Annotated in this window: 28 protein-coding genes and 2 pseudogenes; 19 read left to right on the top strand and 11 right to left on the bottom strand. The window is 34.5% G+C overall.

The window, feature by feature from the left end; all coding sequences use genetic code 11:
* Positions 1 to 176 precede the first annotated feature (176 nt).
* The 3 genes from hfq to GZH82_RS08275 are packed head-to-tail and all read right to left on the bottom strand — an operon-like array spanning position 177 to position 2,272.
* On the bottom strand, positions 177 to 383 hold the full coding sequence (gene hfq / locus GZH82_RS08285) for an RNA chaperone Hfq (protein WP_019165427.1): 207 nt from the start codon (positions 381 to 383) through the stop codon (positions 177 to 179).
* Positions 376 to 1,332, bottom strand: a complete 957-nt coding sequence (gene miaA, locus GZH82_RS08280; RefSeq protein ID WP_162682092.1) for a tRNA (adenosine(37)-N6)-dimethylallyltransferase MiaA — start codon at positions 1,330 to 1,332, stop codon at positions 376 to 378. Before miaA ends, hfq begins: the two co-directional genes overlap by 8 nt.
* Positions 1,319 to 2,272, bottom strand: a complete 954-nt coding sequence (locus GZH82_RS08275) for an alpha/beta fold hydrolase (protein WP_162682091.1) — start codon at positions 2,270 to 2,272, stop codon at positions 1,319 to 1,321. Before GZH82_RS08275 ends, miaA begins: the two co-directional genes overlap by 14 nt.
* Before the next feature lie 248 nt (positions 2,273 to 2,520).
* Here GZH82_RS08275 and GZH82_RS08270 point away from each other — a divergent pair, with 248 nt between their 5' ends.
* The gene (locus tag GZH82_RS08270) at positions 2,521 to 2,898 is read left to right on the top strand and encodes a Panacea domain-containing protein (protein WP_162680749.1); all 378 of its coding nucleotides are present in this window, start codon (positions 2,521 to 2,523) and stop codon (positions 2,896 to 2,898) included.
* A 127-nt stretch (positions 2,899 to 3,025) separates the two neighbouring features.
* Here GZH82_RS08270 and GZH82_RS14305 read toward each other — a convergent pair.
* Positions 3,026 to 3,148, bottom strand: a pseudogene (locus GZH82_RS14305) (glutathione peroxidase); the annotation flags it as partial.
* Positions 3,149 to 3,439: 291 nt separating this feature from the next.
* Here GZH82_RS14305 and GZH82_RS08260 point away from each other — a divergent pair.
* Entirely contained in the window at positions 3,440 to 4,639 is a 1,200-nt protein-coding gene (locus tag GZH82_RS08260) for an IS110 family RNA-guided transposase (protein WP_343236280.1), read from the top strand.
* A gap of 111 nt (positions 4,640 to 4,750) precedes the next feature.
* On the opposite strand, the pseudogene GZH82_RS08255 reads toward GZH82_RS08260, so the two are convergent.
* Positions 4,751 to 5,065: pseudogene (locus tag GZH82_RS08255) on the bottom strand (glutathione peroxidase); the annotation flags it as partial.
* Between the two features lie 105 nt (positions 5,066 to 5,170).
* Here GZH82_RS08255 and hflX point away from each other — a divergent pair.
* The 6 genes from hflX to GZH82_RS08230 all read left to right on the top strand — a co-directional run bounded on the left by hflX (position 5,171) and on the right by GZH82_RS08230 (position 10,308).
* A complete protein-coding gene (gene hflX / locus GZH82_RS08250) occupies positions 5,171 to 6,403 on the top strand; it encodes a GTPase HflX (protein WP_162682089.1) in 1,233 nt (410 codons plus the stop codon).
* Between the two features lie 17 nt (positions 6,404 to 6,420).
* Complete coding sequence (locus tag GZH82_RS08245; protein ID WP_162682088.1) at positions 6,421 to 7,668, top strand: methionine gamma-lyase family protein; 1,248 nt, start codon at positions 6,421 to 6,423, stop codon at positions 7,666 to 7,668.
* A gap of 175 nt (positions 7,669 to 7,843) precedes the next feature.
* Entirely contained in the window at positions 7,844 to 8,212 is a 369-nt protein-coding gene (locus tag GZH82_RS08240; protein WP_162682087.1) for a MerR family transcriptional regulator, read from the top strand.
* Positions 8,213 to 8,235: 23 nt separating this feature from the next.
* Positions 8,236 to 9,576, top strand: a complete 1,341-nt coding sequence (glnA, locus tag GZH82_RS08235; protein WP_162682086.1) for a type I glutamate--ammonia ligase — start codon at positions 8,236 to 8,238, stop codon at positions 9,574 to 9,576.
* Positions 9,577 to 10,001: 425 nt separating this feature from the next.
* A complete protein-coding gene (locus GZH82_RS14525; RefSeq protein ID WP_343236257.1) occupies positions 10,002 to 10,127 on the top strand; it encodes a hypothetical protein in 126 nt (41 codons plus the stop codon).
* Positions 10,111 to 10,308, top strand: coding sequence for a hypothetical protein (locus GZH82_RS08230; RefSeq protein WP_457852976.1), 198 nt, complete (start codon positions 10,111 to 10,113; stop codon positions 10,306 to 10,308). The genes GZH82_RS14525 and GZH82_RS08230 overlap by 17 nt, the downstream gene beginning before the upstream one ends.
* Positions 10,309 to 11,446: 1,138 nt before the next feature.
* Here GZH82_RS08230 and GZH82_RS08225 read toward each other — a convergent pair.
* Positions 11,447 to 11,941, bottom strand: coding sequence for a PH domain-containing protein (locus GZH82_RS08225; protein WP_238989547.1), 495 nt, complete (start codon positions 11,939 to 11,941; stop codon positions 11,447 to 11,449).
* Positions 11,942 to 12,914: 973 nt separating this feature from the next.
* Here GZH82_RS08225 and GZH82_RS08220 point away from each other — a divergent pair.
* On the top strand, positions 12,915 to 13,661 hold the full coding sequence (locus GZH82_RS08220; RefSeq protein ID WP_162682085.1) for a glycerophosphodiester phosphodiesterase family protein: 747 nt from the start codon (positions 12,915 to 12,917) through the stop codon (positions 13,659 to 13,661).
* Between the two features lie 30 nt (positions 13,662 to 13,691).
* On the top strand, positions 13,692 to 14,972 hold the full coding sequence (locus tag GZH82_RS08215) for an MFS transporter (RefSeq protein ID WP_162682084.1): 1,281 nt from the start codon (positions 13,692 to 13,694) through the stop codon (positions 14,970 to 14,972).
* Positions 14,973 to 15,187: 215 nt separating this feature from the next.
* Here the strand turns inward: GZH82_RS08215 and GZH82_RS08210 are convergent, their stop codons facing one another.
* Complete coding sequence (locus GZH82_RS08210) at positions 15,188 to 15,286, bottom strand: excalibur calcium-binding domain-containing protein (protein WP_238989546.1); 99 nt, start codon at positions 15,284 to 15,286, stop codon at positions 15,188 to 15,190.
* 374 nt (positions 15,287 to 15,660) lie between these two features.
* Between GZH82_RS08210 and GZH82_RS14610 the strand changes: the two genes are divergently transcribed.
* From GZH82_RS14610 to GZH82_RS14285, 6 genes are all read left to right on the top strand, one after another.
* Entirely contained in the window at positions 15,661 to 15,924 is a 264-nt protein-coding gene (locus GZH82_RS14610) for a thermonuclease family protein (RefSeq protein ID WP_238989545.1), read from the top strand.
* Positions 15,925 to 16,171: 247 nt separating this feature from the next.
* Entirely contained in the window at positions 16,172 to 16,906 is a 735-nt protein-coding gene (locus GZH82_RS08200; RefSeq protein ID WP_162682083.1) for a gamma-glutamyl-gamma-aminobutyrate hydrolase family protein, read from the top strand.
* On the top strand, positions 16,903 to 18,276 hold the full coding sequence (locus GZH82_RS08195) for an APC family permease (protein ID WP_162682082.1): 1,374 nt from the start codon (positions 16,903 to 16,905) through the stop codon (positions 18,274 to 18,276). The genes GZH82_RS08200 and GZH82_RS08195 overlap by 4 nt, the downstream gene beginning before the upstream one ends.
* Before the next feature lie 358 nt (positions 18,277 to 18,634).
* Positions 18,635 to 18,970 (top strand): hypothetical protein, encoded by a 336-nt coding sequence (locus GZH82_RS14295; protein WP_238989544.1) that lies wholly within the window; start codon positions 18,635 to 18,637, stop codon positions 18,968 to 18,970.
* Position 18,971: 1 nt separating this feature from the next.
* Positions 18,972 to 19,166, top strand: a complete 195-nt coding sequence (locus tag GZH82_RS14290) for a hypothetical protein (RefSeq protein WP_238989543.1) — start codon at positions 18,972 to 18,974, stop codon at positions 19,164 to 19,166.
* 92 nt (positions 19,167 to 19,258) lie between these two features.
* Positions 19,259 to 19,528, top strand: coding sequence for a CRISPR-associated endonuclease Cas9 REC1/REC2 domain-containing protein (locus GZH82_RS14285; protein ID WP_473964382.1), 270 nt, complete (start codon positions 19,259 to 19,261; stop codon positions 19,526 to 19,528).
* 75 nt (positions 19,529 to 19,603) lie between these two features.
* On the opposite strand, the gene GZH82_RS08185 is transcribed toward GZH82_RS14285, so the two are convergent.
* A complete protein-coding gene (locus tag GZH82_RS08185; protein ID WP_162682081.1) occupies positions 19,604 to 19,804 on the bottom strand; it encodes a hypothetical protein in 201 nt (66 codons plus the stop codon).
* 135 nt (positions 19,805 to 19,939) lie between these two features.
* Here GZH82_RS08185 and nucI point away from each other — a divergent pair, with 135 nt between their 5' ends.
* Positions 19,940 to 20,446, top strand: coding sequence for a thermonuclease NucI (gene nucI / locus GZH82_RS08180; RefSeq protein WP_162682080.1), 507 nt, complete (start codon positions 19,940 to 19,942; stop codon positions 20,444 to 20,446).
* Positions 20,447 to 20,511: 65 nt separating this feature from the next.
* Here nucI and GZH82_RS08175 read toward each other — a convergent pair whose 3' ends face one another.
* Both GZH82_RS08175 and GZH82_RS08170 read right to left on the bottom strand, forming a co-directional pair.
* The gene (locus tag GZH82_RS08175; protein ID WP_162682079.1) at positions 20,512 to 21,381 is read right to left on the bottom strand and encodes a hypothetical protein; all 870 of its coding nucleotides are present in this window, start codon (positions 21,379 to 21,381) and stop codon (positions 20,512 to 20,514) included.
* Between the two features lie 427 nt (positions 21,382 to 21,808).
* On the bottom strand, positions 21,809 to 22,171 hold the full coding sequence (locus GZH82_RS08170; RefSeq protein WP_162682078.1) for a transcriptional regulator, SarA/Rot family: 363 nt from the start codon (positions 22,169 to 22,171) through the stop codon (positions 21,809 to 21,811).
* Between the two features lie 513 nt (positions 22,172 to 22,684).
* Between GZH82_RS08170 and GZH82_RS08165 the strand changes: the two genes are divergently transcribed.
* A complete protein-coding gene (locus GZH82_RS08165) occupies positions 22,685 to 23,272 on the top strand; it encodes a hypothetical protein (RefSeq protein ID WP_162682077.1) in 588 nt (195 codons plus the stop codon).
* A gap of 45 nt (positions 23,273 to 23,317) precedes the next feature.
* Here the strand turns inward: GZH82_RS08165 and GZH82_RS08160 are convergent, their stop codons facing one another.
* Positions 23,318 to 24,670, bottom strand: coding sequence for an aspartate kinase (locus tag GZH82_RS08160; RefSeq protein ID WP_162682076.1), 1,353 nt, complete (start codon positions 24,668 to 24,670; stop codon positions 23,318 to 23,320).
* A 191-nt stretch (positions 24,671 to 24,861) separates the two neighbouring features.
* Here GZH82_RS08160 and GZH82_RS08155 point away from each other — a divergent pair, with 191 nt between their 5' ends.
* Positions 24,862 to 26,145 carry a homoserine dehydrogenase gene (locus tag GZH82_RS08155; RefSeq protein ID WP_162682075.1) on the top strand — a complete coding sequence of 428 codons (1,284 nt, stop codon included), beginning with the start codon at positions 24,862 to 24,864 and terminating at the stop codon, positions 26,143 to 26,145.
* Positions 26,146 to 26,148: the final 3 nt, after the last annotated feature.

The raw sequence follows: 26,148 nt of genomic DNA, 5'->3' as shown, positions 1-26,148 counted from the left end.
TTTAAGATAGTAATGACTTCCCTATACGAGTGAAGAAATGAATGGAAAATTGAAGTGGTGCAGGCTTGTACACCTCTCCCTTATTTGTGATTGATACATCAATAATATGTATAATGATGCCCTCACATCAATAACACCTCGTGCTCCAAGCCTTGCTCTACTTCGATTAACATGTTTTAGTTAGTACCTTCTAAAAACGTACTAATCGCATGTTTGTAAATTAAATGATGACGCCCCTGAGAGAGTATATCAATTACATATTGGTCAAAATCAACAATTGTACCGCGTAATTGGAAACCATTCGTTAAAAATACCGTCAGTTCTTTACCCTCACTTTTAAATTTTTCTAGGTACTCATCTTGAATGTTACGTTTCTCAATCATGTTCATTTCTCCTTTTATTTATTAGGGGTATAAGCTCAGATAACATTGAAGTAAGTGACATCTTCTCTCTATCTAACCAATGAACATTAAGTTTATTTGTAAACCAAGTCATTTGTCTTTTTGCGTAATTACGAGAATGCTGTTTCAATAATGTGATAGCTTTATCTAATGGCATTTCATTTTTAATAACCGGTATGATTTCTTTATAACCGATCGCTTGCATACTTTGACACGATTCATAACCTAATTCAATAAGTTCTTGCACTTCATCCAATAAACCATGAGACAACATCATGTCTACGCGACTATTTATTCTAGAATATAAGGTGTCGCGCGACGTTTTTATCCCTACTAATAATGTATCATAATTTTCAGTCAATTGGGTACTTTTCTTGCGATTACTTAAAACTTTTTTTGTACTTAAGTAATAGCTAATGGCGCGTTCCACTCTTTTGCGATTATTAGGATGAATTTCTCGCTGTGAATCAGGATCAAAAGTACCAAGATAGTCATGTAATGCTTCATTTGTGTAAGATTTCAATTCCGCCATTTGTTTAGCAACACGTTGTTCAGTTTCAGGAGAAATGGTTTCATCATCAAATTGATAATCGTAAATCACGGACTGAATATACAACCCTGTGCCACCTACAATAATCGGCACTTTACCACGCGCTGTAATGTCCGTGATTAAATGTTGGGCTTGTTGTTGAAAATCATACGCTGAATACGTTTCATCCGGTTTTAAAATATCGATGAGATGGTGGGGGATACCATCCGTTTCATCCGCACTTACTTTGGCAGTTCCGATATCCATGCCTTGATAGACTTGCATTGAATCGCCGCTGATCACTTCACCATCGATAGCTTTAGCGAGTGCGACACCGAGTTCCGTTTTGCCACTTGCGGTTGGACCTACAATGGCTACGATAAAGGGTTTATTTTGTGACACCCCGTTCACCTACTTTTTGCTTTTTAATAATTTGTCGACTCATCCAGTCTAACATATGTCGCCATACCGTTTCTTTATCTTTTTCAAATAAAACTTCATGTCTTTTATTTTTGTATAGTTGAACTGTAATATGATGAATGCCGCCTCTTTTTAAAATTTTACCGAAACGCCGAATTCCTTTACCACTACCTCCAAACGGATCATCTTTGCCTGAAATGAGTAAAATCGGTAACTCGAGATTCATTTGCGAAATATTTTTAACACGTGACGTGCGCATCATCGTTTGAAGCACACTGAAAATAAGTTGATTGGAGACGAGAAAACCAGTGTGCGGGTCTTGAATAAATTGATCGACTTCTGTCTTATCAGAGCTGAGCCAATCACTCGTCGTACGCATCGGCTTGAAATTTTTATTAAAGCGTCCGGTTGTCATATGATTGAGCCATTTCATTCGCCGCTTCTTGCCACATACGAGCGTAATGATTTTAAGTAAAGGTAAGTTGACGAAATAATACCATTTTGGAAAGTAGCCTGTACCACTCAAAACAAGACCTTGTACTGCTTGCGGGAACGTTTGTACAAACTGACGCGCAATAATAGAACCCATCGAATGCCCAATGATGATTAGAGGCAAATGAAGATTGAATTGAGCTTTCAGCGTACTTTGAATTTCAAAAGCATCTTGAACGACTTGTGCAATTGAATCAAAATGGCCGCGAACACCGTCGACATCACAGCCGTGTCCACGATGATTGTGGCGAATGACATGATAGCCTTGTTGATTCAACTTTTCAACTAAGGCTACATAGCGATCCATATGTTCTGCCATACCGTGAAAAATATGCACGATACCGACTGCTTCAAAATCAGCCCGATCGACTCTTGCTTCAATCATCGTTCCATCAGTCACTGCAATTTTCATAGCTTCTGATTTTACCATTTTTTCCACCTCTCAAGTTCAAATCACTTACTTCAACTTTACCACATCCATCAGTTTGAAACACATTAAAACACACTTGCAACATATAACTCTATAAACGAAATAATAATATACAATATAATGAAAGTGTGATAAGAATTGAGATGACTCAATGGCAAGTCATGAATGAGTACAAAGTATCATATCAATCCGTGACAATAAGTTGGTAGGGCATCAATAATAAAAGCTAAAAGAAGGGGGTGATGGTGATGCAAAAATTGGCACGACATATTTTACATAGAGCGAGCGTTATTGAATGTCCAGTGACGCAAATTCATCTCCAAAAGGTGTTGTATTTTACGATAGGATTCATGTTGCAACACGATCAAAAGCTTGCTAGAGATTTATTCGAACATGATGAAAAGCAAGCCTGGCTGTATGGTCCTGTTGTGCCAAATATTGATGCACAATATCAACAATATCGCAAAAGAGGTATTACAGATGAGGGAGATGTATGTGATGTGTTGAATACTGACCGCATCAATATGATTATCGATATTTTAATTCAAGTTAATCCATTTAAAAATAGTGGAAATGAGTCAACAACATCACTTTTGGCAACAACACGAACGAGAAATAAGAGTTGAAATTCAATGCCCATTGTACCAAATTTCCGATATTCAGGAAGCTTTTAGTATAGATGAATACGTCAAATATTAAAAAACATCACTGCTTTCAACGTGCATGACGTGTAAGTGTGATGTTTTCTTCTATCTATAATAACTTCTCAATATCGTGCTTTAAATGTTCCGGTGTTTTTTGTGGTGAAAAGCGTTTAACGACTTGACCGTCACGATCGACTAAAAATTTAGTGAAATTCCATTTAATTTTATCGCCGAAAATGCCTGACCTTTGCGATTTAAGATAGTTATAAACATACTAAGATTAGCTGTGAAGAAATTTATGACGATAGATTTCTTCACAGCTATTTTTTATAGTTGTAGAGAGAAGTAGATCGCGCAGTCCCTTGGATCTTTGAATCCGTAATGTAAACTGATCAGCTTTACTCTCCTTTTGAAATTCGATTGAAGTATGTTGGGTTTTAGAAACCGTGTATAGGAAAATGAAATGAAAAAGGCTAAGTAAAGTTAAAATCTTCTCAATTCAATAGAGAAAGGTATGATTTTTATTAACTGTTTTGGTATTGATATCAGTAAGTCAGAAAGTGTGGTCGCACATTATAAGGATGAAGTTTTCGTTAAAGAATTGGTCATTCAAAATAATCAAAATGGCTATCGTTATCTTAAAAATTATATCAAGCATCTTGATTCCCTGTTTATCCTCTTTGAATCAACAGGTGTTTATTCAAGAGGTATGAAACACTTTTGTGAAATTCACAAAATAAATTACTTAGAAATGAACCCCCTAGAAGCCAAGTTTAAAACAAATTCGTTAAGATCATGGAAAACAGATAAGTCAGACGCACATAAACTCGCACTTCTTGCCTTTAGAATGAAAGATTCAAAGGTACAACGTCATCCTGAAGAGATCTACTTTGAACTGAGAGAACGTGCGCGCTTTCACTTAGAAATGGAGATCAACCAAAATTGTCTCAAAGTTGAGTTAGTCGAAACACTACATCAAACATTTCCAGGGTTAGAAAAGTTATTTACTAACAGATATTCAAAAATCGCATTAAATATAGCTAAAGCATTTCCTCATCCTGATTATGTAAGTATTTTGACTCATGATGAATTGGTGGAAAAAGTACTTCATTCAACTGATAAAGGCATTTCAATTAAAAAAGCGCACAAGTATGCCAAAAAATTAATTGAAATAAAGAATAATAGTTTTCCGAATGTGCGCAAGTCTTCTTTCCTCCTACAAAAAGTCCAATACTTATGCGACAAACTGCTTATTGGGATAGAAGAAATGAAAGCATTTAATCAGGAAATGATTGATTTAGCTAAAAATACAACTGAGTTTGAAAATATTATTTCAATTCCTGGCATCGGAGAACTCACAGCTACATTGCTTATTGGGGAACTTGGAGATATTAGAGAATTCAAAACAAATAAACAACTGAATGCATTTGTAGGCATTGATATTAAACGTTACCAATCAGGAACTTCAAAGAGTCGAGATACGATTAATAAAAGAGGAAATAAAAAAGCAAGGCGTTTATTGTATTTAATCACTATGAACATTCTTAGGGGAAGAAATCATTATCAAAGCCATATTGTGGATTATTATTATAAATTAAGAGAGCAGCCTCATGGGAAACCCCACAAGACTGCCGTAATAGCGAGTATCAATCGCTTATTAAAGACCATTCACTACTTGATAGTCAATGATAAATTATATGATTATCAGAAAGCACCACACTAACGAAACCACATAATCATATACATCATAACACCTTATTCAAAAAAGTAAAAATTGGACGGTCTAGTTCAGTAATGTCAATTTCACTTATTGAACCCTTGACAAATCGTAGGAAAGGGGATGGGTGTTGTCGCCGTTCACTTCAATTTTTTCATGCATCGGAAATGTCACGCCATAGTTCAATTGGCAATTCGTCGCTGCTTCTTTACCATTACCAGGTTCTTGCTTGCCGAACTGATTACTTGGAAAACCTAAAATCGTAAATCCTTTGTCGTGATACGTATCGTATAGTTTTTGTAACCCTTCAAATTGTGGTGTCAATCCGCATTCGCTTGCTGTATTCACAATCAATAAGACATCACCTTGATATTGTGAAAGTGGGTATGTAGAACCATCAATTTTTGGGACTTCTATATCATATAAATGCATTGTCTTCACCTCTAAATCTACTATAGCACAATCAGTACGTATAGTCTTTATTCACACACTATGTTAGAATACGTGATGATATGTCAATTAGAAAACGGTGATAATATGCGGAAAACGGAACTTCACTCTACTGAAAAAGTGAAAGAAACGGCGGTACTGATTGGCGTCGATTTGTATCAGTCGCATTATGATTTTGAAAATACGATGAATGAATTGAATGCGTTAGCTTATACGTGCGATTTAGATGTTAAAGGACTATGGACACAGCAGAAAAATCAAGTGGATTATAAATATTATGTCGGCAGTGGTAAGTTAACAGAGATTCAAGATTTTATAGATTTTCACGATATTGATGTGGTCGTTGCAAATGACGAGTTAACGACAGCACAGTCTAAAAATCTTAATGCACGATTAGGCGTTAAAGTCATTGATCGAACGCAGCTCATTTTAGAGATTTTTGCGTTAAGAGCGAAAAGTAAAGAAGGGAAACTCCAAGTCGAATATGCGCAATTGGACTATTTGTTACCGCGCTTAACAGGGCATGGTAAAAGTTTATCCCGTCTCGGTGGGGGGATTGGGACACGTGGTCCAGGTGAAACAAAGCTCGAAACGGATCGTCGTCATATTCGAACACGGATGAACGAAATTAAACGTAAATTAGCAGAAGTGGAAGCCCATCGTGAACGTTATCGTAATCAACGAGAACAAAATCGAGTGTTTCAAGTCGCGCTCATTGGCTATACGAACGCGGGGAAATCTTCATGGTTTAATACGTTAACAGCAGCTGATACGTATGAACAAGATTTACTTTTTGCGACACTTGATCCGAAGTCACGTCAACTTAAAATTAACGATGGATTCGAGATGGTCATTTCAGATACGGTCGGTTTTATTCAAAAGCTACCGACGACATTGATCGAAGCATTTAAGTCGACATTAGAAGAAGCACGACAAGCGGATTTGCTCATTCATGTCGTCGATGCGAGTCATGCTGAATATAAAATACAATACGATACAGTAAATGAAATCGTGCAAGAGCTTGAAATGCAAGATATTCCACAAGTCGTCATCTTTAATAAAAAAGATTTATATGCTAGCACATCCACACCTGTCGCACAGCATCCATCCGTATTTGTCTCATCAAAAAATGAAGCAGATATTGCGAAAGTGAAAAACTTACTCTTTGAAGCGATTCAAAAACAATTTGACTTTTATACGGTACAACTGCCAAGTTCAGCTGCGGACCAATTGTATTATCTCAAGCAACATACGTTAGTGACAAAATTAGATTACGATGAAGAAACAGATCAATATCACATTGAAGGTTATCAAAAATAACAGAAAGAAGCGGGAACATGACACAATTAACCAAACTCATTGAAGAAGTAGAAACAACTTTAGCACCTTATTTTAAAGACATTGAGGCACGTGCATTTGAAAATCAAGCACGTGTCTTAGATGCTTTTCATAAAGTAAAAATAACGGAAGCAGATCTCGTTGGGTCAACAGGATATGGCTATGACGATTACGGCCGCGACCATTTAGAAGCGGTGTATGCTGAGACGTTCAAAGCTGAAGATGCTCTCGTACGTCCACAGCTCATTTCGGGTACCCATGCTATTACTGTCGCTTTACAAAGTACACTTAAGCCTGGGGACAGTTTGATGTACATTACAGGCAGCCCATATGATACGCTATTAGAAGTGATTGGTATTCAGGGTAACGGTGTTGAAAGTTTAAAAGAATACGGCATTCATTATCAAGAAGTCGCGTTAAAATCAGGTCATATCGATGTGGAACGGGTTTTAGCGACGATTGACGACACAACGAAAGTGATTGCGATTCAACGTTCAAAAGGGTATGATCAGCGTCCGTCGATTAATGTTGATGAAATCGGTAAAGCCATTCAACAGATTAAAGCGCACCATCCTGAAATGATTGTATTTGTAGATAACTGTTATGGTGAATTTGTCGAGAAGAAAGAACCGATTGAAGTCGGCGCAGATTTAATGGCTGGATCACTCATTAAAAATCCAGGCGGTGGTCTAGCAAAAATAGGGGGCTATATCGTCGGACGTCGCGATTTAGTCGAACGGTGTGGCTATCGTTTAACAGCGCCTGGTATTGGTAAAGAAGCTGGTGCCTCACTGTCTGCATTACAAGAGATGTACCAAGGCTTCTTCTTAAGTCCACATGTCGTGAGTCAAAGTTTAAAAGGAGCATTATTTACAAGTCTGCTGTTGGAACGACTAAACATGTGCACATCGCCACGCTATGATGTGAAACGAACGGATTTAATTCAAACAGTCTCATTTGATACGAAAGAACAAATGGTTCAATTTTGCCAAAGCATTCAACATGCATCGCCCATTAATGCCCATTTTAGTCCAGAACCGAGTTATATGCCGGGTTACGAAGATGATGTCATTATGGCAGCAGGCACCTTCATACAAGGTTCTTCTATTGAGTTATCAGCTGATGGACCCATCCGCCCGCCATATGAAGCATACGTTCAAGGTGGCTTAACGTACGAACACGTGAAAATTGCCGTTACACGTGCAGTTGAAAAATTAATTAAAGACGGTCTCATTACATTAAAATAGGTAAATTTTACACCTTTATTGCGATTGACACGTCAAAATCGAGGTCTGAATTGTCAGAAATGTTGTTATATCGGGGTTTGACAGCATCATGTCAGGTTTTCTGACATATTTTTGAAATGTCCATTCGGGTATGCTATGGTTAAATCAAGTTCAAAAAGTCAAGGAGATGTAGGAGATGGATAAGGATACAATTCGCCGCAACATGCCTGTATTTCCGATGAGTGTTGTCAGTCGTTTAACGGAACTGTCCGCGAGACAAATTCGTTATTATGAAACACATGAACTTGTAACACCTTCGCGCACAGAGGGGAACAAACGGCTTTTTTCCTTGAATGATTTAGAAACGTTACTTTCAATAAAACATTTATTAGAAAAAGGATTTAATATGAAAGGAATTAAACAGATTATGTTGTCAGAAAGTACATACGCGCTAAACGAAGAGGAAGAACGGTTAAGAAAACAAATGCTAGTGGATACGACACAAAAACCACAGCGTGAGTCGATACCGCTTAACCGTGGAGACTTATCACGATTTTTTAAATAATTCATATTGGAGGACATTTATCCATGCCAAAACAAAATTTCACTAAAGATGATATCCGACGCTTTGCAGAAGAAGAAAACGTACGTTACTTACGTCTACAATTTACTGATATCTTAGGAACAATTAAAAATGTTGAAGTACCAGTCAGTCAATTAGAAAAAGTTTTAGACAACGAAATGATGTTTGACGGATCTTCAATCGAGGGGTTTGTTCGAATTGAAGAGTCAGATATGTATTTATATCCTGATTTAAACACTTGGGTGATTTTTCCATGGACAGCAGGGCAAGGGAAAGTTGCACGCTTAATCTGTGATGTTTATACAACGGATCATCAGCCATTTGCAGGGGATCCTCGTAATAATTTAAAACGTGTATTAAAAGAAATGGAAGAACTTGGATTTACAGATTTCAACTTAGGGCCTGAACCAGAATTTTTCTTGTTCAAGTTAGACGAAAAGGGCGAACCTACAATGGAATTAAATGACCATGGTGGTTATTTCGATTTAGCCCCAACAGACTTAGGTGAAAACTGCCGTCGTGATATCGTACTTGAGTTAGAAGACATGGGCTTTGATATTGAAGCATCACACCATGAAGTTGCACCAGGACAACATGAAATTGACTTTAAATATGCAGATGCAGTGACAGCTTGTGACAACATTCAAACATTTAAATTAGTCGTTAAAACAATTGCACGTAAACATAATTTACATGCGACATTTATGCCAAAACCATTATTTGGTGTGAACGGAAGCGGTATGCACTTTAACGTTTCATTATTTAAAGGTAAAGAAAATGCTTTTTATGATGAAAGCAGAGATATGCAATTAACTGAAGATGCTTGCCACTTTATCGCAGGTGTTTTGAAAAACGCACGTGGATTCACTGCAGTATGTAATCCATTAGTAAACTCTTACAAGCGATTAGTACCAGGTTACGAAGCACCAAGTTACATTGCATGGAGTGGTAAAAACCGTTCACCATTAATTCGTGTACCAAGTTCTCGTGGCTTATCCACACGTATAGAAATCCGTTCAGTAGACCCAGCAGCAAACCCATACATGGCATTAGCAACAATCTTACAAGCAGGTCTTGACGGTATCAAAAATAAATTAGAAGTACCAGAACCAGTTAACCAAAACATCTATGAAATGAACCGTGAAGAGCGTGAAGCTGTTGGTATAGAAGACTTACCTTCAACGCTGTATACAGCATTAAAAGCAATGCGTGAAAACACAATCGTAAAAGACGCATTAGGTGAACACATCTATAACCAGTTTATCAACTCAAAATCTATCGAATGGGATTACTACCGCACGCAAGTGTCTGAATGGGAAGTTGAACAGTATATGAAGCAATATTAATATGAAGAGCCCTTGAAGCTATGCGCTTTGAGGGTTTTTGTTTTGGGGTTTGAAGTTGCCCAAAAAGACTGGAAATGGTGTTTTGGAGAAGAAATGGGGAGCAAATTCGTTTTATTTCCACTTAAAAATTGGATTTTGCTCCCCTTATTTTAAATTTTATTCAAAAAATAGGGGGCATTATTTTGTACTTTTCTGAGAACAATTTGTATTTAATTAATATTTTGGTCTCAAATTGATCTCAGTTTGTTCTTAAAAAACGAAACTAGAGAAAGTTATCTGCTCATATATATTTATTTTGTAGTATAATAATATTTGAATTTTGATTGTCACAAACTCCTTGCGATGAGGTTTTTACTATGAAACAACATGATTGTATTGATCAAATGATAAACAACAAGAAATGCTTAATATTGGAGGTTTGAAATTTGACTATTTTAAATTATTTCACTCTGTTGTTATTATGTTTGCCATTACTGTTAATTTTAGGACGAAAAACACACTTTTATTACTTAGATGAGAAGAATGAGAGAAAAAATGATGATAGAATTTAGAGCAACGATTCAAAAGTTGTTAAATAGTGATGTTTCAGGATATAAAGTTTATAAAGAAACTGGCATATCACAAGCGCGCATATCTGATTTACGAAGAGGGATTAGAGATTTAGGAGGTATTTCTCTAGATACTGCAGAAAAACTTTATACCTATCAAAAAGAACGTGAAAAACAAGATTAAGCATTGTGAGGGAATAACTTAAAGCGCTTAAAATAAATTCATTTTATTTCTCATTTATAAATGAACATTATCTTTAAATGAGAAATAAAGATTTATGACAATATCAATACAAAGAAAACCATAGAACTACTTTGAGGTTTTTGTTTTTACATCCAGTTTTTAATTTATTTGTGAATTGGCTGGGTGCGGTTGCAATCTAAAATTTAAAAATGTTATTCAAGACAAAAATTGAGAGCAAATTCGATTTACGGTTAGCCTTTTTGTGCAAAAAAAGAACACCGAGAAGATGTTGATTTCAAAATAAGGATTGCCACATTTATGCTATTAGTCTTATCATTCATCTACGACAGGGTGTTTTATTGCAAGATTCTGATAAGGGAATCATACTTTTCATTTTAGAAAGGAGTAGTAAAAATGAAAAGAGAAACAAAACAGAAAATTTCTTTTGCTTTATCTATATGGATTTTGATTTTAGTTATCCTGATTATATTTTTATAAAAAAGCATCGCGCTTGAAAATAGATTTGACGGGTGCTCATCCCAATTTCTGCATCTACTTTTCTAAAATTTCGTTTTTGGGTGCAGGCCTATCCGAAAATGTGGTTGGAAATAAATGACTGGTGATGTTCCACAATATACAGTTCGGGGCAATGCCGTAAAATTTTAGCACGCACATTTTAGAAAAAGATTCGATCTCTATCGTACTTTCACTTTACGTATCATTGCGCTACGTTTTTAAATAGTATTCCAACCATTCATCAAGAAGAGAGTTCTTAGTTTATTTCCTATCTTGTTCAATGAATTTTCAATTTCGATAGCAACAAGTTGAAATAAATATGAAAGTAGTCTAATTAGGATAATAGTATATGAATGGACAGTTTTTGTTGGAAATGGTTTATTTATATATTTCGATTAAGTATTAAAAATGTATTTAAGGAAAGTGAGAAAAAGTAAAAATGATCCTGGATTATCCAGTAATTACGGTACTGATAATTCCAGGTTCATTAAAAAAGATTCAAAAATGGCTTGTCTGTTACATTGACCGAATGAAAAATAACGAAGAATAATCTAACGGAGCCTAATAGATATCCTTATATTATGCCAGAACTAGGACTCTACTTAAGCGAAAGAAAATAAAATTATAAATTTAGTAATTTCTTCTTTTTGTCATCAAATTCTTCTTGAGTGATAGCATCAATTTCCAGTAACTCTTTTAATAATTTTAATTTTTTAAGATTTTCTAATTCATTATCGTCATTAAAAGTGTCATGATTAGGAACTGTATTATTTTTAGAATTTGTTTCGTTGCCATTTATCTTTTTATTTACATATTCAATAGAATTATCTAATTCATCATCCCTAATCCACTTTATAGAAACCTTGTTTCCACTTGAATAAAAAGTGATTATGTTACCCATTACTTTTTTACTCAGTTCAAATGTACTTATTTTATGGTAATGAAAAATCTCTGAATCATAACCACTTAACCGTTTAGCGTAAAATATAACTCTTTCATCAGTCGCTGCTAAAACACCATGTCTAATTGTATCAGTTCCTAAAGTTTTTGCTTCATAAACACCAAAAATTGCATGTGCTATTTTCTCGTTTTCATGTAAAAACGAGTTTGTGATCAATTCTAAATTTTTCTTTTTATTTATATGAATTGCACGTTGATAGATATGGATGCAAACGTGGATAAACACAGTTTTGAAATGATGAAAAATTCTTAATCAATTGCAATTGCTGCCATTAATATATGAATAGGGAAATGTGTCATGATACTCAAAATTTGTTTAGTGCTCTTTATATTGGCGTTACCACAAATAATAAAAGTAACACGCATCTTACATTTAAAACACCTAGGATTCAAATATGTTAGTCATAATCAATTATGAAAAATGGGGGATAAAAAGTACAAGTGGTATGAATGGCTAAGATAAAGCAGCATACAAGTGTTATTGATGTTTTATTCAAATTGCCGTTAGCGCATGTTTAATGAACCGATATTTATCAACAATTAAATCAACTTTTAATTTAACACTCATGATTTTTAACTGTAAAAGTCATCGGGTGTTTTTAATTTACTATGTCGAAAAAACGATGGAATTTTAACTATATGTAAAAATATGATGATAATACGTTAAAATTTTTCGTCAAACTATTGTCATAATTATATTAACACATTATAATATTGAAAATGTCTAATGGAAACCTTTACATATGCGGTATCATCATGTTGTATGCATGCTGTTTGATATGGATAAATTATTGTTTTGCTATTTGAGAAAAATAAATGACAACGTGTGTGAATTCTGTCACTACAAAAAGTGGTCATTTCTAATTCCTAAAATACAACCGAAAATTTAAAATCCAAGCAATATGATGAAAACGCGATGTCATGTTTTTGTTAGTACAGTCAAAAACATAAACTTTAATGTAAAAACTAAGAAAGGAAAACTACTTAAACAGTAACTTTAATTACGAAGTCTGTATGAACAAAAAACATGTCCTCATTAGAGTTGCATTAGGCGCATGTTAAACGTGATTTTAGAAAAAGTCATTATTCATACAGACGAAATTTAAAGGTTTGAGTAGTCAGGCATCGTTATGACAATAATTTTTGCGCACAGGGGTTTGTCAAGTAAGGCACCAGAAAATACACTTACAGCATTTGATTTGGCTCGAAAAGTAGAAGGCGTGAAATGGCTCGAGCTGGATTTAGCGATTACGAAAGATGAGCAGTTAATCATTTTTCACGATGATGATTTAGATCGTACAACGGATACGACAGGAGAAGTGAGTGAAACGCTATATGAAAAAATTGAACATGCTTCTTCTGGAGAGTGGTTCGGTCCTGAGTTCAAAGATGAGCGCGTGATGACCTTTGAACAGCTCATTGATTTTGCGAATCGCTATCAAATGAATTTGAACATTGAACTTAAAGGGATTACAGGTCCAAATGGGTCGTATCTCAGTGAGCGTATGATTCAATTGTTTAAAGAACAAATTAAACAATTGGATTCGAATATCGAAGTACTCATCTCAAGTTTCAACTTTGCGTTACTTAAGTTGGCAGAACAACATGTGCCACAGTATACGAGAGCTGTGTTATTTGAACGCTGTGCTTTTTATCCAGATTGGCGTACCATTGTTGATTTTTGTGGTTCGTCTATCGTTCATTTAGAAGATATCAATTTAACACGTGATGTCGTACAAGAAATTAAATCATCAGGCTATACTTTAAACGTATGGACGGTGAATGATAAAGATCGTGCAAATACACTTATCAATTGGGGTGTAGATGGCATCTTTACGGACTGTGCAAACGATTTAATTCATTTACAAAAAGCATAGAATTGACAACTTAATGAAAGGAACATCGGTATGCAAAAAATACTTGATAAATTAAATTTTAAAGACCGTAAAACACTGATTGGATTTTTATCAGTCGTGACGGCAGGACAACTAATCTATTCTAGTTTTGAAGCTTTTAAAGGGACATTCTACAATTTATTGTTAGAAGTTTTGAATGTGAGTAATGCAGAGTTAGGTGCGATTTTTGGATTAATTGGTATTTCAATTTTCTTTTATATTCCAGGTGGTTGGATTAATAACCGTTTCTCCATCAAATCAATCTTAATTGTCGGTTTATTGATTCGATTTATTACAATTTCTGTCATTATTTTCTTCAGTCCAACATTCCAAGTGCTGAAAATTATCGCGATTATTTGGGGGATTGTTGACTCGTTTTTCTGGCCAGCTGTACTAAATGGTGTCATCTTTTTCACGGATCAAACTAAGCGTGGTATGGGATTTGGTCTATTAGAATCAGTGCGCCGTGCAGAAGAGATGCTCATGAACTTACTCATCGTCGGTATCATGTCATTAGTCAGTGGTATTGTTGTATTCAAAGGTGGTATGTTGGCATACAACTTGCTTATCATTCCATTGATTTTACTCATTATCAAATATGTCCCTAAAAACGGGATTGCTGCAATGGATGAAGAAGAAAAAACTGAAATTAGTGGTAATAAATCTTTAGAAGCATTAAAAGGTTTATTTTATGTGTTATTGAAACCAAAAGTATGGCTTGCATCAATCAGTGCGATGTCTATTTACTGGGGTTATATCATTTTGATTTACAGTGTCCCATATTTACAAAAAACTTTTGATTTATCGACAACACAAACGGCACTTTTTGGTATTTTCAACACAGGTTTAATGGGTGTGCTGATGGGTGTGTCAGCAGGTATTATCTCTGACTATGTGTTCAAATCATCATCTAAAATGATTTTCGCAGCATTGTTGTTATCATCAATAATTTTACTAGGTGTTGTATTTATTAAAGGGAGTCTTTTTGTAAGTATGGCATTGTTAATCGCATTTTCAGTTACGACATTCTTAGCGAAAAGTGTTATTCTTGCACCTATTGCTGAATTTGATATCCCTAAAAAATATGCAGGTTCGGCGATGAGTGTTGGCTCTTTTGCAGCTTATGCACCAATTTTCTGGGTTTATACGATGAATGGGAAGTTTCTGGATGCATATCAAGATAACGTTGTAGTCGCATACCGTATGATATTTGAAATTGGCATAATCGTATCACTTTTAGGTAGTCTATGTACTTTACTCTTAATCTTTTTAAATCGTAAATCCCATTCATAGATTTTAGTAATACATTAGGGGAAACGAGCCAAGGTTCTATTCAAAATGAAAAGGTAATAGCTGGTCGATTTATAAAACGATATTAAAATTAAAAGCAGTTGTGTTAGATTTTACATCTTTCACAACTGCTTTTAATATCGTTACACTGAAAATACATTTTTTATCATGTAGTAAGACGATTGTTAAGTATCTGTCATACTAAAAAAGTTTGAGATTTAATTACGTTCACATGCAAAGTCATCACTATCTCTATCGAATTTTGTTTGATATGCTGGGTGTCCTTCTGGAACATCGTTTGGATAAACTGTGCGCAACTGTGTACAATTGTCAAGTAGACTGATTGCTTTCTGTTGGTTCCATAAGCGGTTGTTGAGCTACAGGTTGTGCTGTGTTGTCTTTTTTAGCAGGTTCAGATGATGCAGGATGCTGATGATTTTCTTTTTCAAAGGCGGAAGTTAAACTTCATATACCTAACTTTTCAGCTTTTGCACTTTCCTGAGAAGCTTCTAACTCACTTAAATATCTTGTATCAGGTGGATAGACATAAGCTACCTTGGCTAAATCTTCCTTACACGTGTCATTGATGGTGATACTATAATAGTGGATAAAGATGGTAAGGAAAAACGGTTTCGTATGATTGGAGTTGATATTCCGGAAACAGTTAAACCTAATACTCCGGTTTAACCATATGGTAAAGAAGCATCTTACTGGTAAACGTGTAACACTGGCGTATGTTCGTGCACCGAAAGAGAGATATGGGCGTACACTTGCTTATGTCTGGGTAGGCGACAAAATGTTTAATGTCAGACTTGCAAAAGAAGGATTAGCAAAGCAAAATTCTACTCACCAAACTATAAATATCGTTATCAAATTGAACAAGCACAAAAGAAAAAGCTCAACATTTGGAGTGGAGCGTAATTGGATAAATTGCTCATGTGAGACCGAATTTTAAATCACAAGACGAGCGTAAAACTTTAATTTATCATGTGCAAATTGACTAAGAAGCTGAGTTATCTACAGATTGAATGTATACTGTGATAACTTCAGCTTTTTGTTTTATAAAGACTTATGCATTTAACTGTTATTGATAAAAAAATGAAAAGTCCGAATTAAAAAATCAGAAAAATCAGAAATTGTTATTGACAAAATCGACTCCCACATTATAATTAAAATAACTCAATTGTAATGGAGGGATGTATATGGTAGCCATAATAGGAATTACCGCAAATATTTTACGTGATAAAGATGGTATGTTTCCTGGGTACGAACGTTGCTATATCAACCAAGATTATGTTTATTCTGTTACTAAGCATGCAGGTGTACCAGTTGTACTTCCTATACATTCAGATAAAGATACAATAAGAAAACAGGTTGAACAATTAGATGGTCTCATTTTGAGTGGTGGTTATGATATAAGTCCTCATTTGTATGGAGAGGACCCGAGAAAACGAATAGGAGAAACGTTGTTAAAGCGAGATTTATTTGAATATGCGGTGCTAGAACAGGCGATAAAACGTGGTATTCCTATTTTAGGGATTTGCAGAGGGGCCCAACTTATCAATGTGTATCATGGTGGTACTTTATACCAGGATGTTTCTTATCGAGAACAGGAAACTTTAAGGCATATGCAAGGAACAAATCCAATTGAAAAAACACATCGTATCCAGATATTAGAACAATGTCATTTAGCACGTGTGTTTGAAGAACGAGAAATTTTTGTTAATTCATTTCATCATCAATTAATAAAAGATATTGCGTCAGATTTCAAAGCGACTGCTCGTTCAAGTGATGGTGTTGTTGAATGCATTGAAGCTCAAAACTATCCTTATTTAGTGGGGGTGCAGTGGCATCCTGAAATGTTATGGCGAGAAAAAGCAATGGATAAGTTATTTATAGATTTTATTAAAAATGCGAAAGAAAGTGGTTTAAAATGAAAAAATTAGGATTTTGGTCAATCGTCTTATTAGCAATTAACTCAATTATCGGATCAGGGATCTTCTTATCTCCAGGTACAGTCATATCCATTGCTGGGTCTTACACGCCCTATGTTTATATACTAGCAGCAATATTTGCTTCAGTACTTGCAGTCACTTTTGCTGCTGCATCAAAATATGTCAATAAAAGCGGGGCGGCATATGCCTATGCAACAGCGGCTTTTGGAGAGAATATAGGATTTTATGTAGGGATTACGCGCTTCATAGCGGCATGTATTGCTTGGGGAGTTTTGTCTACAGCAGTTGTGAAAACAGTTATTACGATATTCGGTGGTGATAATACGAATACAACGCTAATTACAATAGGCTTTTTAATATTAATGATAACATTACTTTTAATTAATATTACAGGAAACAGGCTGTTTGAGATCATTAACAATCTTTCAACAATAGGCAAACTACTGGCATTAGTAACAACGATTGTAGTTGGGATCGTAATGATTGTAACAACAGGTGAGGTACATTTTTCAGAAGTTAAACAAATTGTTGACACTTCTAAAATGAATTCAACAACTTTAGTAATAGCGATTATTGCTGCATTTTATGCTTTTGCAGGCTTCGAAAGTGTTGCGAGCGGATCTGAAGATATGAAAAATCCAGAAAAAAATTTACCGCGTGCGATTCCATTTGCTATTCTTTCAATTGCTGCTATCTATTTAGGCATTATTTTAGTCACAATGGCATTGAATCCACAAGCTTTAATTGAATCGAAGCAAGTTGTTTCCTTAGTAGCAGTTTTTCACTCACCCATTCTTCAGAATATCATTTTATATGGTGCGCTTATATCTATGTTTGGAATTAACGTGGCTGCATCATTTTCAACACCAAGAATTATTGAAGCTATTGCGAATCAACAACAAATATCTCCGTGGTTTAAAAAACGAACAAAGTACGATTTTCCTTTGAATGCGTTTCTCGTTACATTTTTAATCGCTATTATTATTCCTATGGCATTCCAATATAATATGACAAGCATCATTGTTATAAGTTCAATTTCACGTTTTATTCAGTTTTTAGTTGTGCCAATAGGTGTAATCGCATTTTACTATAATAAAAATAGAGGAATAGTATTAGAAAATGTTAAGAAAAATATTTTTACCGATGTTATACTTCCTGTGTTTTCATTCTTGCTCACAATCATATTGCTAGTTAAATTCAATTGGAAGGGGCAATTTTCAATTGTTGAAGGTCAACATACAACATTAAATTATTTTGCTATTTCTGCTATGGTTATCGGCTACATTGTATTACCTGTAATTTTATTTATATATAATCAAATGAGACTACGAGAGTCTGTCACAAAAGAATAAAAAATACAATTTGAAATGATTTAAAGTACAAATCTCTAATAATCAAAAAGCTTGTTCACTTATTTTTGAAGAGTGAGAGGTGAAATAAAAAAGCTTGACGCAACTGCTTAAAATAGGGTGAAATTAAATTATAATATCTATTGTATTTATACCTAAAATTACAGAATCTACTAAAATAAGACAATATGTCGTGTTTATCCCACTCATTGATTAGTGGGATTTTTTTCGTTTTGAAGTGTATTATAATGTAATAAATATAATAAAAGTGGTATGAAAATGTAAAATTATTATATTTTCGGCTTAGATGTAAGAATTACATCAGTTGGTTACGGTTTAATTCATAAGTGAAACAAAAGCAGTGATTGATGCTGATGTGAGATTGTTCCCTGAAGCGAATGTTGAAAATAACGAGGGAAGGAGAGGGGAAAGGGGAGCAAGACGTTTAAAACGAAGAAGAATTCATAGATTAGATAGAGTTAAACATTTACTCTCACAATATCACCTGATTAATGACTGTGAAATTCCTAAGAGTACAAACCCCTATGAAATTAGAGTTAAAGGATTATCAGCCTCATTAACTAAGAGCGAGTTAGCCATTGCTTTATTACATTTAGCCAAACGAGAAGAGAATATTATGAAGACCGGGAAAGGAAATCCATACGGTTGGAATGGCGATTTAAAAACAATGGTATGAAATGTTGATAGGCAGATGTACCTACTTTCCAGACGAATTAAGAAGTGTTAAGCACGCATATTCAGCAGACTTAATTAATGCATTAAATGATTTGGATAATTTAGTCATTACAAGAGATGAAAATCAAAAATTAGAATATTACGAAAAATATCACATCATTGAAAATGTTTTTAAGCAAAAGAAAACACCTACATAAAACAAATTGCAAAAGAAATAGGTGTTGAAGAATCTGATATTAAAGGCTATAGAATCACCAAAAGCGGGAAACCACAATTTACATCATTTAAGTTGTATCATGATTTAAATAAAATACTTATGGATAAGAAAAATTTAGAAAACACCGAATTACTGGATGAAATTGCATTTATTTTAACGCTTTATCAAGTTCCATTCAGTATTAAAGAAGCCTTGGATCAACTTCAGGATTTATTAACAGAGTCTGAGAAAGAAGCAATTGCTCATTTGAGTGGATATACAAGAACACACCGGTTATCGTTAAAATGTTTACATCTATTAATCGATAAGATGTGGCAGACACCTCGAAATCAATGTGTATGAGTTAAAAAAGGGGAGTTGCTTATTTTTGAGACTCCCCTTCATATTGATCTAATTTGTTAGCTTTATCATGTGATATTATTGTGAATTGTTGGAATTATGGCGTTCTCTTTTGGATTTAATGAGTTGCGTAATAAACCCACCTAAAACACCGAGTAATACGCCGATAAATGCGCCTGCAATGAGAGGCAAGTTGAATGCATATTGCAAGCCATAACCGATAATAACTGCAACAATCACGATGATAAAAGACAGACGATTTTCACTAAAAGTCTTCATTATGGTTCACTCCTAATCGTTTTGATTATAACATTTTTCACTGAAAAGAACAGTGTCAGAGGTGTGTAAAATTGACGCTTATACTTGGAATCACATATGATATGATGGTGTTAATCTTACAAAAAAGGAGTCGCTATGAAAAAAATTACAACAGGCGTTTTGATCCTCGTCATTGCCATTGTCGTTTTAGTCTTTCAATTTATCAATGGAGATGGTCCTTTTAAAAAGTCTACAACTGATGTAAAAGGCGAATCATATCTCGTTAAACGCGTGATAGATGGGGATACCATTATTATTGATAAAGATGGCCAAGATGAACGTGTGCGCTTAATCGGTGTTGATACTCCAGAAACGGTTAAACCGAATACGCCGGTGCAACCATACGGAAAAGCTGCGTCAAATTTTACAAAGAAATATTTAACAAATCAACGCGTTAGACTAGAATATGATCGTGAACCAAAAGATAAGTATGGACGTACATTAGCTTATGTTTGGTTAGGAGATGAAATGTTTAATGTAAAATTAGCAAAAGAAGGTTTAGCAAGAGCCAAATTTTATCCACCGAATGATAAATATCGTATTTTGATTGAACAAGCGCAAAAAGAAGCACAAAAGAAACAACTGAACATTTGGGAACGCTAATACATTAAAGACACTTTGAGGTTGTTATAAAATCTCAAAGTGTCTTTAATATTGATGAATAAGGTTTATTGATGTTTCGACGGTTCGTGATGGTTTTCGAACGCTGAAATCAATTGTTGCATCGTATGACTTTCGAGTTGTGTATGAGACGTATCAATCAGCTCTTGAATCGCATATTGAATGTCTGTTTCATTTTCACTCGTATAAATGCGACTATACGGCTGCGCGTCACCATCAATACGTTCTCCACGCTGATCAACACAATATATTACACCGATTGTCGATACAGGCACTTGCACAAATGATTCAACAGCTTCTTGGATGTTTTGTGTTGCTCTTTCAGCAATTTGATACGGATCATATTCGTGAAATTCATACGTGATTTTGTTTTCAGAAATGATTTCATTAAAAGTGTATGATGTTTTTAAGTCAGATTGAAATTGATTGTGATATTGATGTGCAATATAATGACCGACAATGCGATTCAAATCATGTTCATCCGTTGAAGGTATTCGACTATCAAAATGATAAAATGTTTTCGATTTCAATGACTTGATATTCATTAAAATCATGCCGACGTTCGTAATCACAATAAAATCAAATTCTGCGATAAATAGAAATAACGGATTTTTTGGTGCAATTTGGCTCGTTGTAATAATGCGGAAATCCTTAATTTTTTCATCACTTTTGAAATCTTCCAGCAAGTGATTTAACAGTTGCCGTGTATTTCTCAAATTAAGATGATACGTCGTTGTAATCGCCCGTTTCTCCTTAGATTGATATCTTTCCTGTTTTAAGATTGAAATTTTATTAAGCAGTTGTATTTTTGTATAAGCTTCTACATCGAGTTGATGTTGATAAAACTTTAGACGTAGGAGCGCTAATAAAACTAAAATAAATAGTATGCAAATTAAAAACCATAATAACAATGACATCTATGTATCCTCCTTCCTATAGTTTAAAACGCGAGTCATGCTCATCGCATATGCGGTCAACAGATGAAAGGGTATAATTAATCTTAATCATATGTTAATTATTCATGAATGTCTAATTTTGTGCATTTTGATGGGGACTTGTTGTAGAGTTCAACACGTAAAAAGGCTGAAGCCATTGGAAAGTTATTGCTAAAGGTGTGTCATCTTAGTCTATGATGGAGGTTCAAGTTAGTCTGTAATTAACTTTTTCAATTACAGACTAAACTGACTGGTTTATTCATATAGTACAAGGTCACTACTGCGTTAAAACTGTAGTGATCATATCGTGATATACCAGGCATATCACTTCAAACAATGTCCTATAAAATTACAGATATCATCGAAATGATATCTGTAATTTGGAGTTTACCAATTCAAGGATAGCCAATTATTGTAAAATATCTTTTTGAATTTGATTGAAGTTATCAAGTAGTTGTTGCATATTTTCTGCCTGTGCATCATCAATTGTAATGAAGACTTTTCGTTCATCTTCAGTAGAACGTTCTTTACCAATGATATTTTTTTCTGTTAAGGCCGTTAACGATTTATGTATCTCCATTAAACTAAAATCAATAGATTGTTTGACTTTGTGTAATGAAATACGACGACTATTTGTCGTTTTCAGGTGATATAAAAACAAAATGTCATTCAGTTTTAGGCCATGTTGTTTCTTAAGTTCACTGATAATTCTCTTTCTATTTGATTCGTAAAAGAAGATAGCTTCTGTCTCCATATCAAAATGGTTGTTCATAATTTCACTCCTTTATCAACTTTCCTATTACCCTAAGATATATTATATTAAAAAAATTATACTTTTAAAAGAATATTCTTAAAGCAATTCAAAAAAACAGTATATGGCATTTAAAAGTGCATAAAATATCACATCCACACATGTAAAATTTTAACTGTTATTAAATAGAAATTCAATTATTTTTAAAGTAAAATAGTTATAATTCGAATGTAGGAGAGATATTTTTAATAGCTTACAATGAAATTAGATATAATTCAACGCAAAAGTATGAATATTAATGATTTTTATTATTAAATTTGTCGAAACTAAAAACCTTTTTGTCATATAGGTAATAAAGATGTTGTTAAATTCGGGTTTTTAATCATTATATATGAGAGTGTTTATTAAAATGAAGTGGTATTATATTTTAAGTTGAATTCATTCATGTTAAATGTTGGTCATTCATTGATAAAACACAATTAATCTAGTATAATAATATATAATTGTAAGCGTTTTCCAAGGAGGTGAAATGACATGAATGCGTCAAAAAAAGAACGGATGGAATATTTGGTACATACGTTGATTGATAAGGAACCTCATGCGTTTAAATTTCATGGTGAGATGGCAACCCATTTATTTTTAACTGATCAACTTTACTTTGATGAAAAAATTGAAATTTGTGTAAAGCGAAATGAGCTATCGAAAATTTTACGTGTGATTCCAAAGTCTTTTACGATTACTGGTATAAATAAAAAGGGAGAGTCGCTGCCGTGTGATGATGTGCAACTTCACCAAATGTCCTCTGTAGAAGTTTATGATCAAAATGAATTGTTGATAAACATTATTATTTATGATGTAGATAATGAGCATTGGCTGTTTCGACTCAATCATAATGTCAGAATTCCTGAAAAGTATATTTACTATCATTCGCTTAAATGGAAAGTCGACTATATTAAACCTGAAATTGTGCTCATGTATTTATTACATGAACCTTTTAATGATAAAAAAGTACCGTTTTATCGTCATTTAATCGATAAAATGAGTTACTTTCAATTTGTAACGTTGAAAGTGGCGGTCGGGGAAGATTTATTAAAACGAGTCATTACAGAAAGAAGTACTTAACGTGAATGCGAATGCGATTCTACGCTAAGTACTTCTTTTAAATTTTTAACGTTTGTAACAATGTTCATAACAAGCTTTTACAGCAGCTTCAGCATCATTAGTTGAAATCCCGAACATCATCGAAATTTCAGAAGAGCCTTGGTTTATCATTTTTAAGTTGATATTGGCTTGTGCTAAAGCGTCGGTAATTTTATTGGCAGTACCGACTGTGGAACTCATACCTTCACCGACAATCATTAATATCGCTAAGTCATGTTCAACATTCAATTCGTCAATTTGACAATAGTGGCGTATTTCCTTTAAAACTTTTTGTTCTTTGCCAGCAAGTTGATTCGAGCGCATAATAATACTAATGTTGTCAATTCCAGATGGCATATGGTCAAATGAAATGTTATGTTTTGCCAATATCTCCAAAATTTTAACTGTAAAGCCCACTTGTCTATTCATCAAATACTTTTTAATGTTAATACTTGTAAAGCCTTTGTCACAACTAATTCCTGAAACAACTTTGTCATGGTTGATTTCACGGTCATGCACAATATATGTCCCTTTATCACTCGGTCGATTCGTATTTTTAATCACTACAGGGATACGATAACGATAAAGCGGTTGTAAAGCCTCGTCATGAAATACCCCAAAGCCAGCGTAAGACAATTCACGCATTTCGCGGTATGTAATTTCATGAATGACTTCAGGATGTTTAATGACTGTTGGATTGGCGCGGAAAATACCTGATACATCCGTAAAGTTTTCATATAAATCCGCTTTGACACCTCTTGCGACAATTGCCCCTGTAATATCAGAGCCGCCTCGTGGGAACGTCACTATATGCTCCGTTTCTGAATAGCCGAAAAAGCCAGGAATAATAATTTTTTTGTCTGTATTTCTAATTTCTTTAATTTTATCGTAACTCGATTCTAAAATTTGTGCGTTACCTGGATCATCTGTCACAATAATACCTGCTTCTTGAGGCGATAAATAAATGGTAGGTACGCCTTGTTCGTTATTGTATGCAGCAATGATTTGTGCATTGAAGTTTTCGCCTGATGATTTTAATGCATCGAGCAATCGTTCAGGTGTATCTTTTAAAGTTGCAATGTGTGATTCGAGCGTACGATCAATCTCAGTTAGAATATCTGTTTCTAGCGGTAATTCATCAATAATATCTTTGAAGCGATTAAGGATCTCTTGTTTTTTATGTGTATAATCGAGTTGGTTAACCACTTTTTCATACAACCTAATGAGTAAATCGGTTGTCTTGACATCATCACTATATCGTTTACCAGGTGCGGATACGATAATAATTCGTCTTTCAGAATCACTATTTACGATATTTAAAACTTTTTTAATTTGTTCAGCTGATGCGACTGAACTGCCTCCAAATTTTGATACTTTCATAACCTTAGACAACCTTTCTATAATATGAGATATCTATTCAAATTAACCAATACTAATGGTAAAATAGAACTATCTTTTCTAAATTTTTAGAACTTTACAAACTTTGTGAATGAATTTATACTAAACCATATTTACATATATTTCAATAGAACATGAGTAATTTCATCAGATTTGATTCGGAGGGAAGATAAATGAAACAACTTAATGTTGCATTATTAGGATTAGGGACTGTCGGTTCAGGAGTCGTTAAGATTATTGAAGAGAACCATCAGCAAATTAAAGAAACAATTCAAAAAGATATTCAGATTAAGCATATTTTGGTTCGAGATAAATCCAAAAAGCGACCGCTAAACATTTCACGTTATCATTTGACAGAAGATGTGAATGACATTTTAAATGATGACGATGTGGATATTATCATTGAGGTGATGGGTGGTATTGAGCCGACTGTTGACTGGTTAAAAGCAGCATTAAGCCAAAAGAAACACGTGATTACTGCCAATAAAGACTTATTAGCGATGCACCTTCGTGTTTTAGAATATTTAGCTGAAGCAAACGGTGTCGCGCTCAAATATGAAGCAAGTGTTGCAGGGGGCATCCCAATTGTCAATGCCATTAACAGCGGATTAAACGCAAATAACATTAGTAAATTTATGGGGATTTTTAATGGGACTTCCAATTTTATTTTGACTAAGATGACAGAGGACGGCGCACCTTATGAAACAGCATTACAAGAAGCGCAAGATCTAGGTTTTGCTGAGGCAGACCCAACTGATGACGTTGAAGGTATTGACGCAGCACGTAAAGTAGTCATCACATCTTATTTATCATTTAATCAGGTTATTACGTTAAATGACGTTAAAACGGAAGGCATCAGTGGTGTGACACCGCAAGATATCGATGCTGCAAAAGCGTTAGGGTACAAAATTAAATTGATTGGTAAAGGAGCATATGTGCAAGGTAAAATTGACGCTTCCGTTCGTCCAACACTTATTGCACACGCACACCAACTCGCAGCTGTCGAGAATGAGTACAACGCGATTTACGTCATTGGTGATGCAGTCGGTGAGACGATGTTTTACGGTAAAGGCGCTGGAAGTCTAGCTACAGGTTCAGCAGTTGTGAGTGATTTACTCAATGTTGCATTACAATTCGAATCGAACTTGCACACATTGCCACCTCATTTTGAATTAAAAACGGAAGCAACGAAAGAAATGATGGACGACGGTGAGACAGTGACATTAAAAGAAAAGGAAAGTTATTATTTTGTAGTGAATACACCTGAAACTTCACACAAACAAGTGGAAGCCACTATAAAAAGTCATTTACCTTTCCATAAATCGCTTCAAGTTATTGAACTTTCACCGACAACATTTGCAGGGATTGTTGTTGGGATTGACACTGATCCGACATCTTATGTTGAACAAGAAGCCGATTATCGAGTTGAAAAAATTTATCCAGTTGAAGGAGTTTGATAC

The sequence above is a fragment of the Staphylococcus sp. MI 10-1553 genome (genome assembly GCF_010365305.1).
GTDB lineage: Bacteria > Bacillota > Bacilli > Staphylococcales > Staphylococcaceae > Staphylococcus.
This window is presented reverse-complemented; position numbering and strand designations above follow the sequence as displayed.

What these genes read in the sequence shown, in the direction of transcription:
- hfq (WP_019165427.1), bottom strand. Translation starts at nt 383, where the DNA reads ATGATTGAGAAACGTAACATTCAAGATGAGTACCTAGAAAAATTTAAA.
- GZH82_RS08275 (WP_162682091.1), bottom strand. Translation starts at nt 2,272, where the DNA reads ATGGTAAAATCAGAAGCTATGAAAATTGCAGTGACTGATGGAACGATG.
- GZH82_RS08270 (WP_162680749.1), top strand. Translation starts at nt 2,521, where the DNA reads ATGCAAAAATTGGCACGACATATTTTACATAGAGCGAGCGTTATTGAA.
- hflX (WP_162682089.1), top strand. Translation starts at nt 5,171, where the DNA reads ATGCGGAAAACGGAACTTCACTCTACTGAAAAAGTGAAAGAAACGGCG.
- GZH82_RS08245 (WP_162682088.1), top strand. Translation starts at nt 6,421, where the DNA reads ATGACACAATTAACCAAACTCATTGAAGAAGTAGAAACAACTTTAGCA.
- GZH82_RS08240 (WP_162682087.1), top strand. Translation starts at nt 7,844, where the DNA reads ATGGATAAGGATACAATTCGCCGCAACATGCCTGTATTTCCGATGAGT.
- glnA (WP_162682086.1), top strand. Translation starts at nt 8,236, where the DNA reads ATGCCAAAACAAAATTTCACTAAAGATGATATCCGACGCTTTGCAGAA.
- GZH82_RS08230 (WP_457852976.1), top strand. Translation starts at nt 10,111, where the DNA reads ATGATGATAGAATTTAGAGCAACGATTCAAAAGTTGTTAAATAGTGAT.
- GZH82_RS08220 (WP_162682085.1), top strand. Translation starts at nt 12,915, where the DNA reads ATGACAATAATTTTTGCGCACAGGGGTTTGTCAAGTAAGGCACCAGAA.
- GZH82_RS08215 (WP_162682084.1), top strand. Translation starts at nt 13,692, where the DNA reads ATGCAAAAAATACTTGATAAATTAAATTTTAAAGACCGTAAAACACTG.
- GZH82_RS14610 (WP_238989545.1), top strand. Translation starts at nt 15,661, where the DNA reads ATGGTAAAGAAGCATCTTACTGGTAAACGTGTAACACTGGCGTATGTT.
- GZH82_RS08200 (WP_162682083.1), top strand. Translation starts at nt 16,172, where the DNA reads ATGGTAGCCATAATAGGAATTACCGCAAATATTTTACGTGATAAAGAT.
- GZH82_RS08195 (WP_162682082.1), top strand. Translation starts at nt 16,903, where the DNA reads ATGAAAAAATTAGGATTTTGGTCAATCGTCTTATTAGCAATTAACTCA.
- GZH82_RS14290 (WP_238989543.1), top strand. Translation starts at nt 18,972, where the DNA reads ATGTTGATAGGCAGATGTACCTACTTTCCAGACGAATTAAGAAGTGTT.
- GZH82_RS08185 (WP_162682081.1), bottom strand. Translation starts at nt 19,804, where the DNA reads ATGAAGACTTTTAGTGAAAATCGTCTGTCTTTTATCATCGTGATTGTT.
- nucI (WP_162682080.1), top strand. Translation starts at nt 19,940, where the DNA reads ATGAAAAAAATTACAACAGGCGTTTTGATCCTCGTCATTGCCATTGTC.
- GZH82_RS08175 (WP_162682079.1), bottom strand. Translation starts at nt 21,381, where the DNA reads ATGTCATTGTTATTATGGTTTTTAATTTGCATACTATTTATTTTAGTT.
- GZH82_RS08170 (WP_162682078.1), bottom strand. Translation starts at nt 22,171, where the DNA reads ATGAACAACCATTTTGATATGGAGACAGAAGCTATCTTCTTTTACGAA.
- GZH82_RS08165 (WP_162682077.1), top strand. Translation starts at nt 22,685, where the DNA reads ATGAATGCGTCAAAAAAAGAACGGATGGAATATTTGGTACATACGTTG.
- GZH82_RS08160 (WP_162682076.1), bottom strand. Translation starts at nt 24,670, where the DNA reads ATGAAAGTATCAAAATTTGGAGGCAGTTCAGTCGCATCAGCTGAACAA.
- GZH82_RS08155 (WP_162682075.1), top strand. Translation starts at nt 24,862, where the DNA reads ATGAAACAACTTAATGTTGCATTATTAGGATTAGGGACTGTCGGTTCA.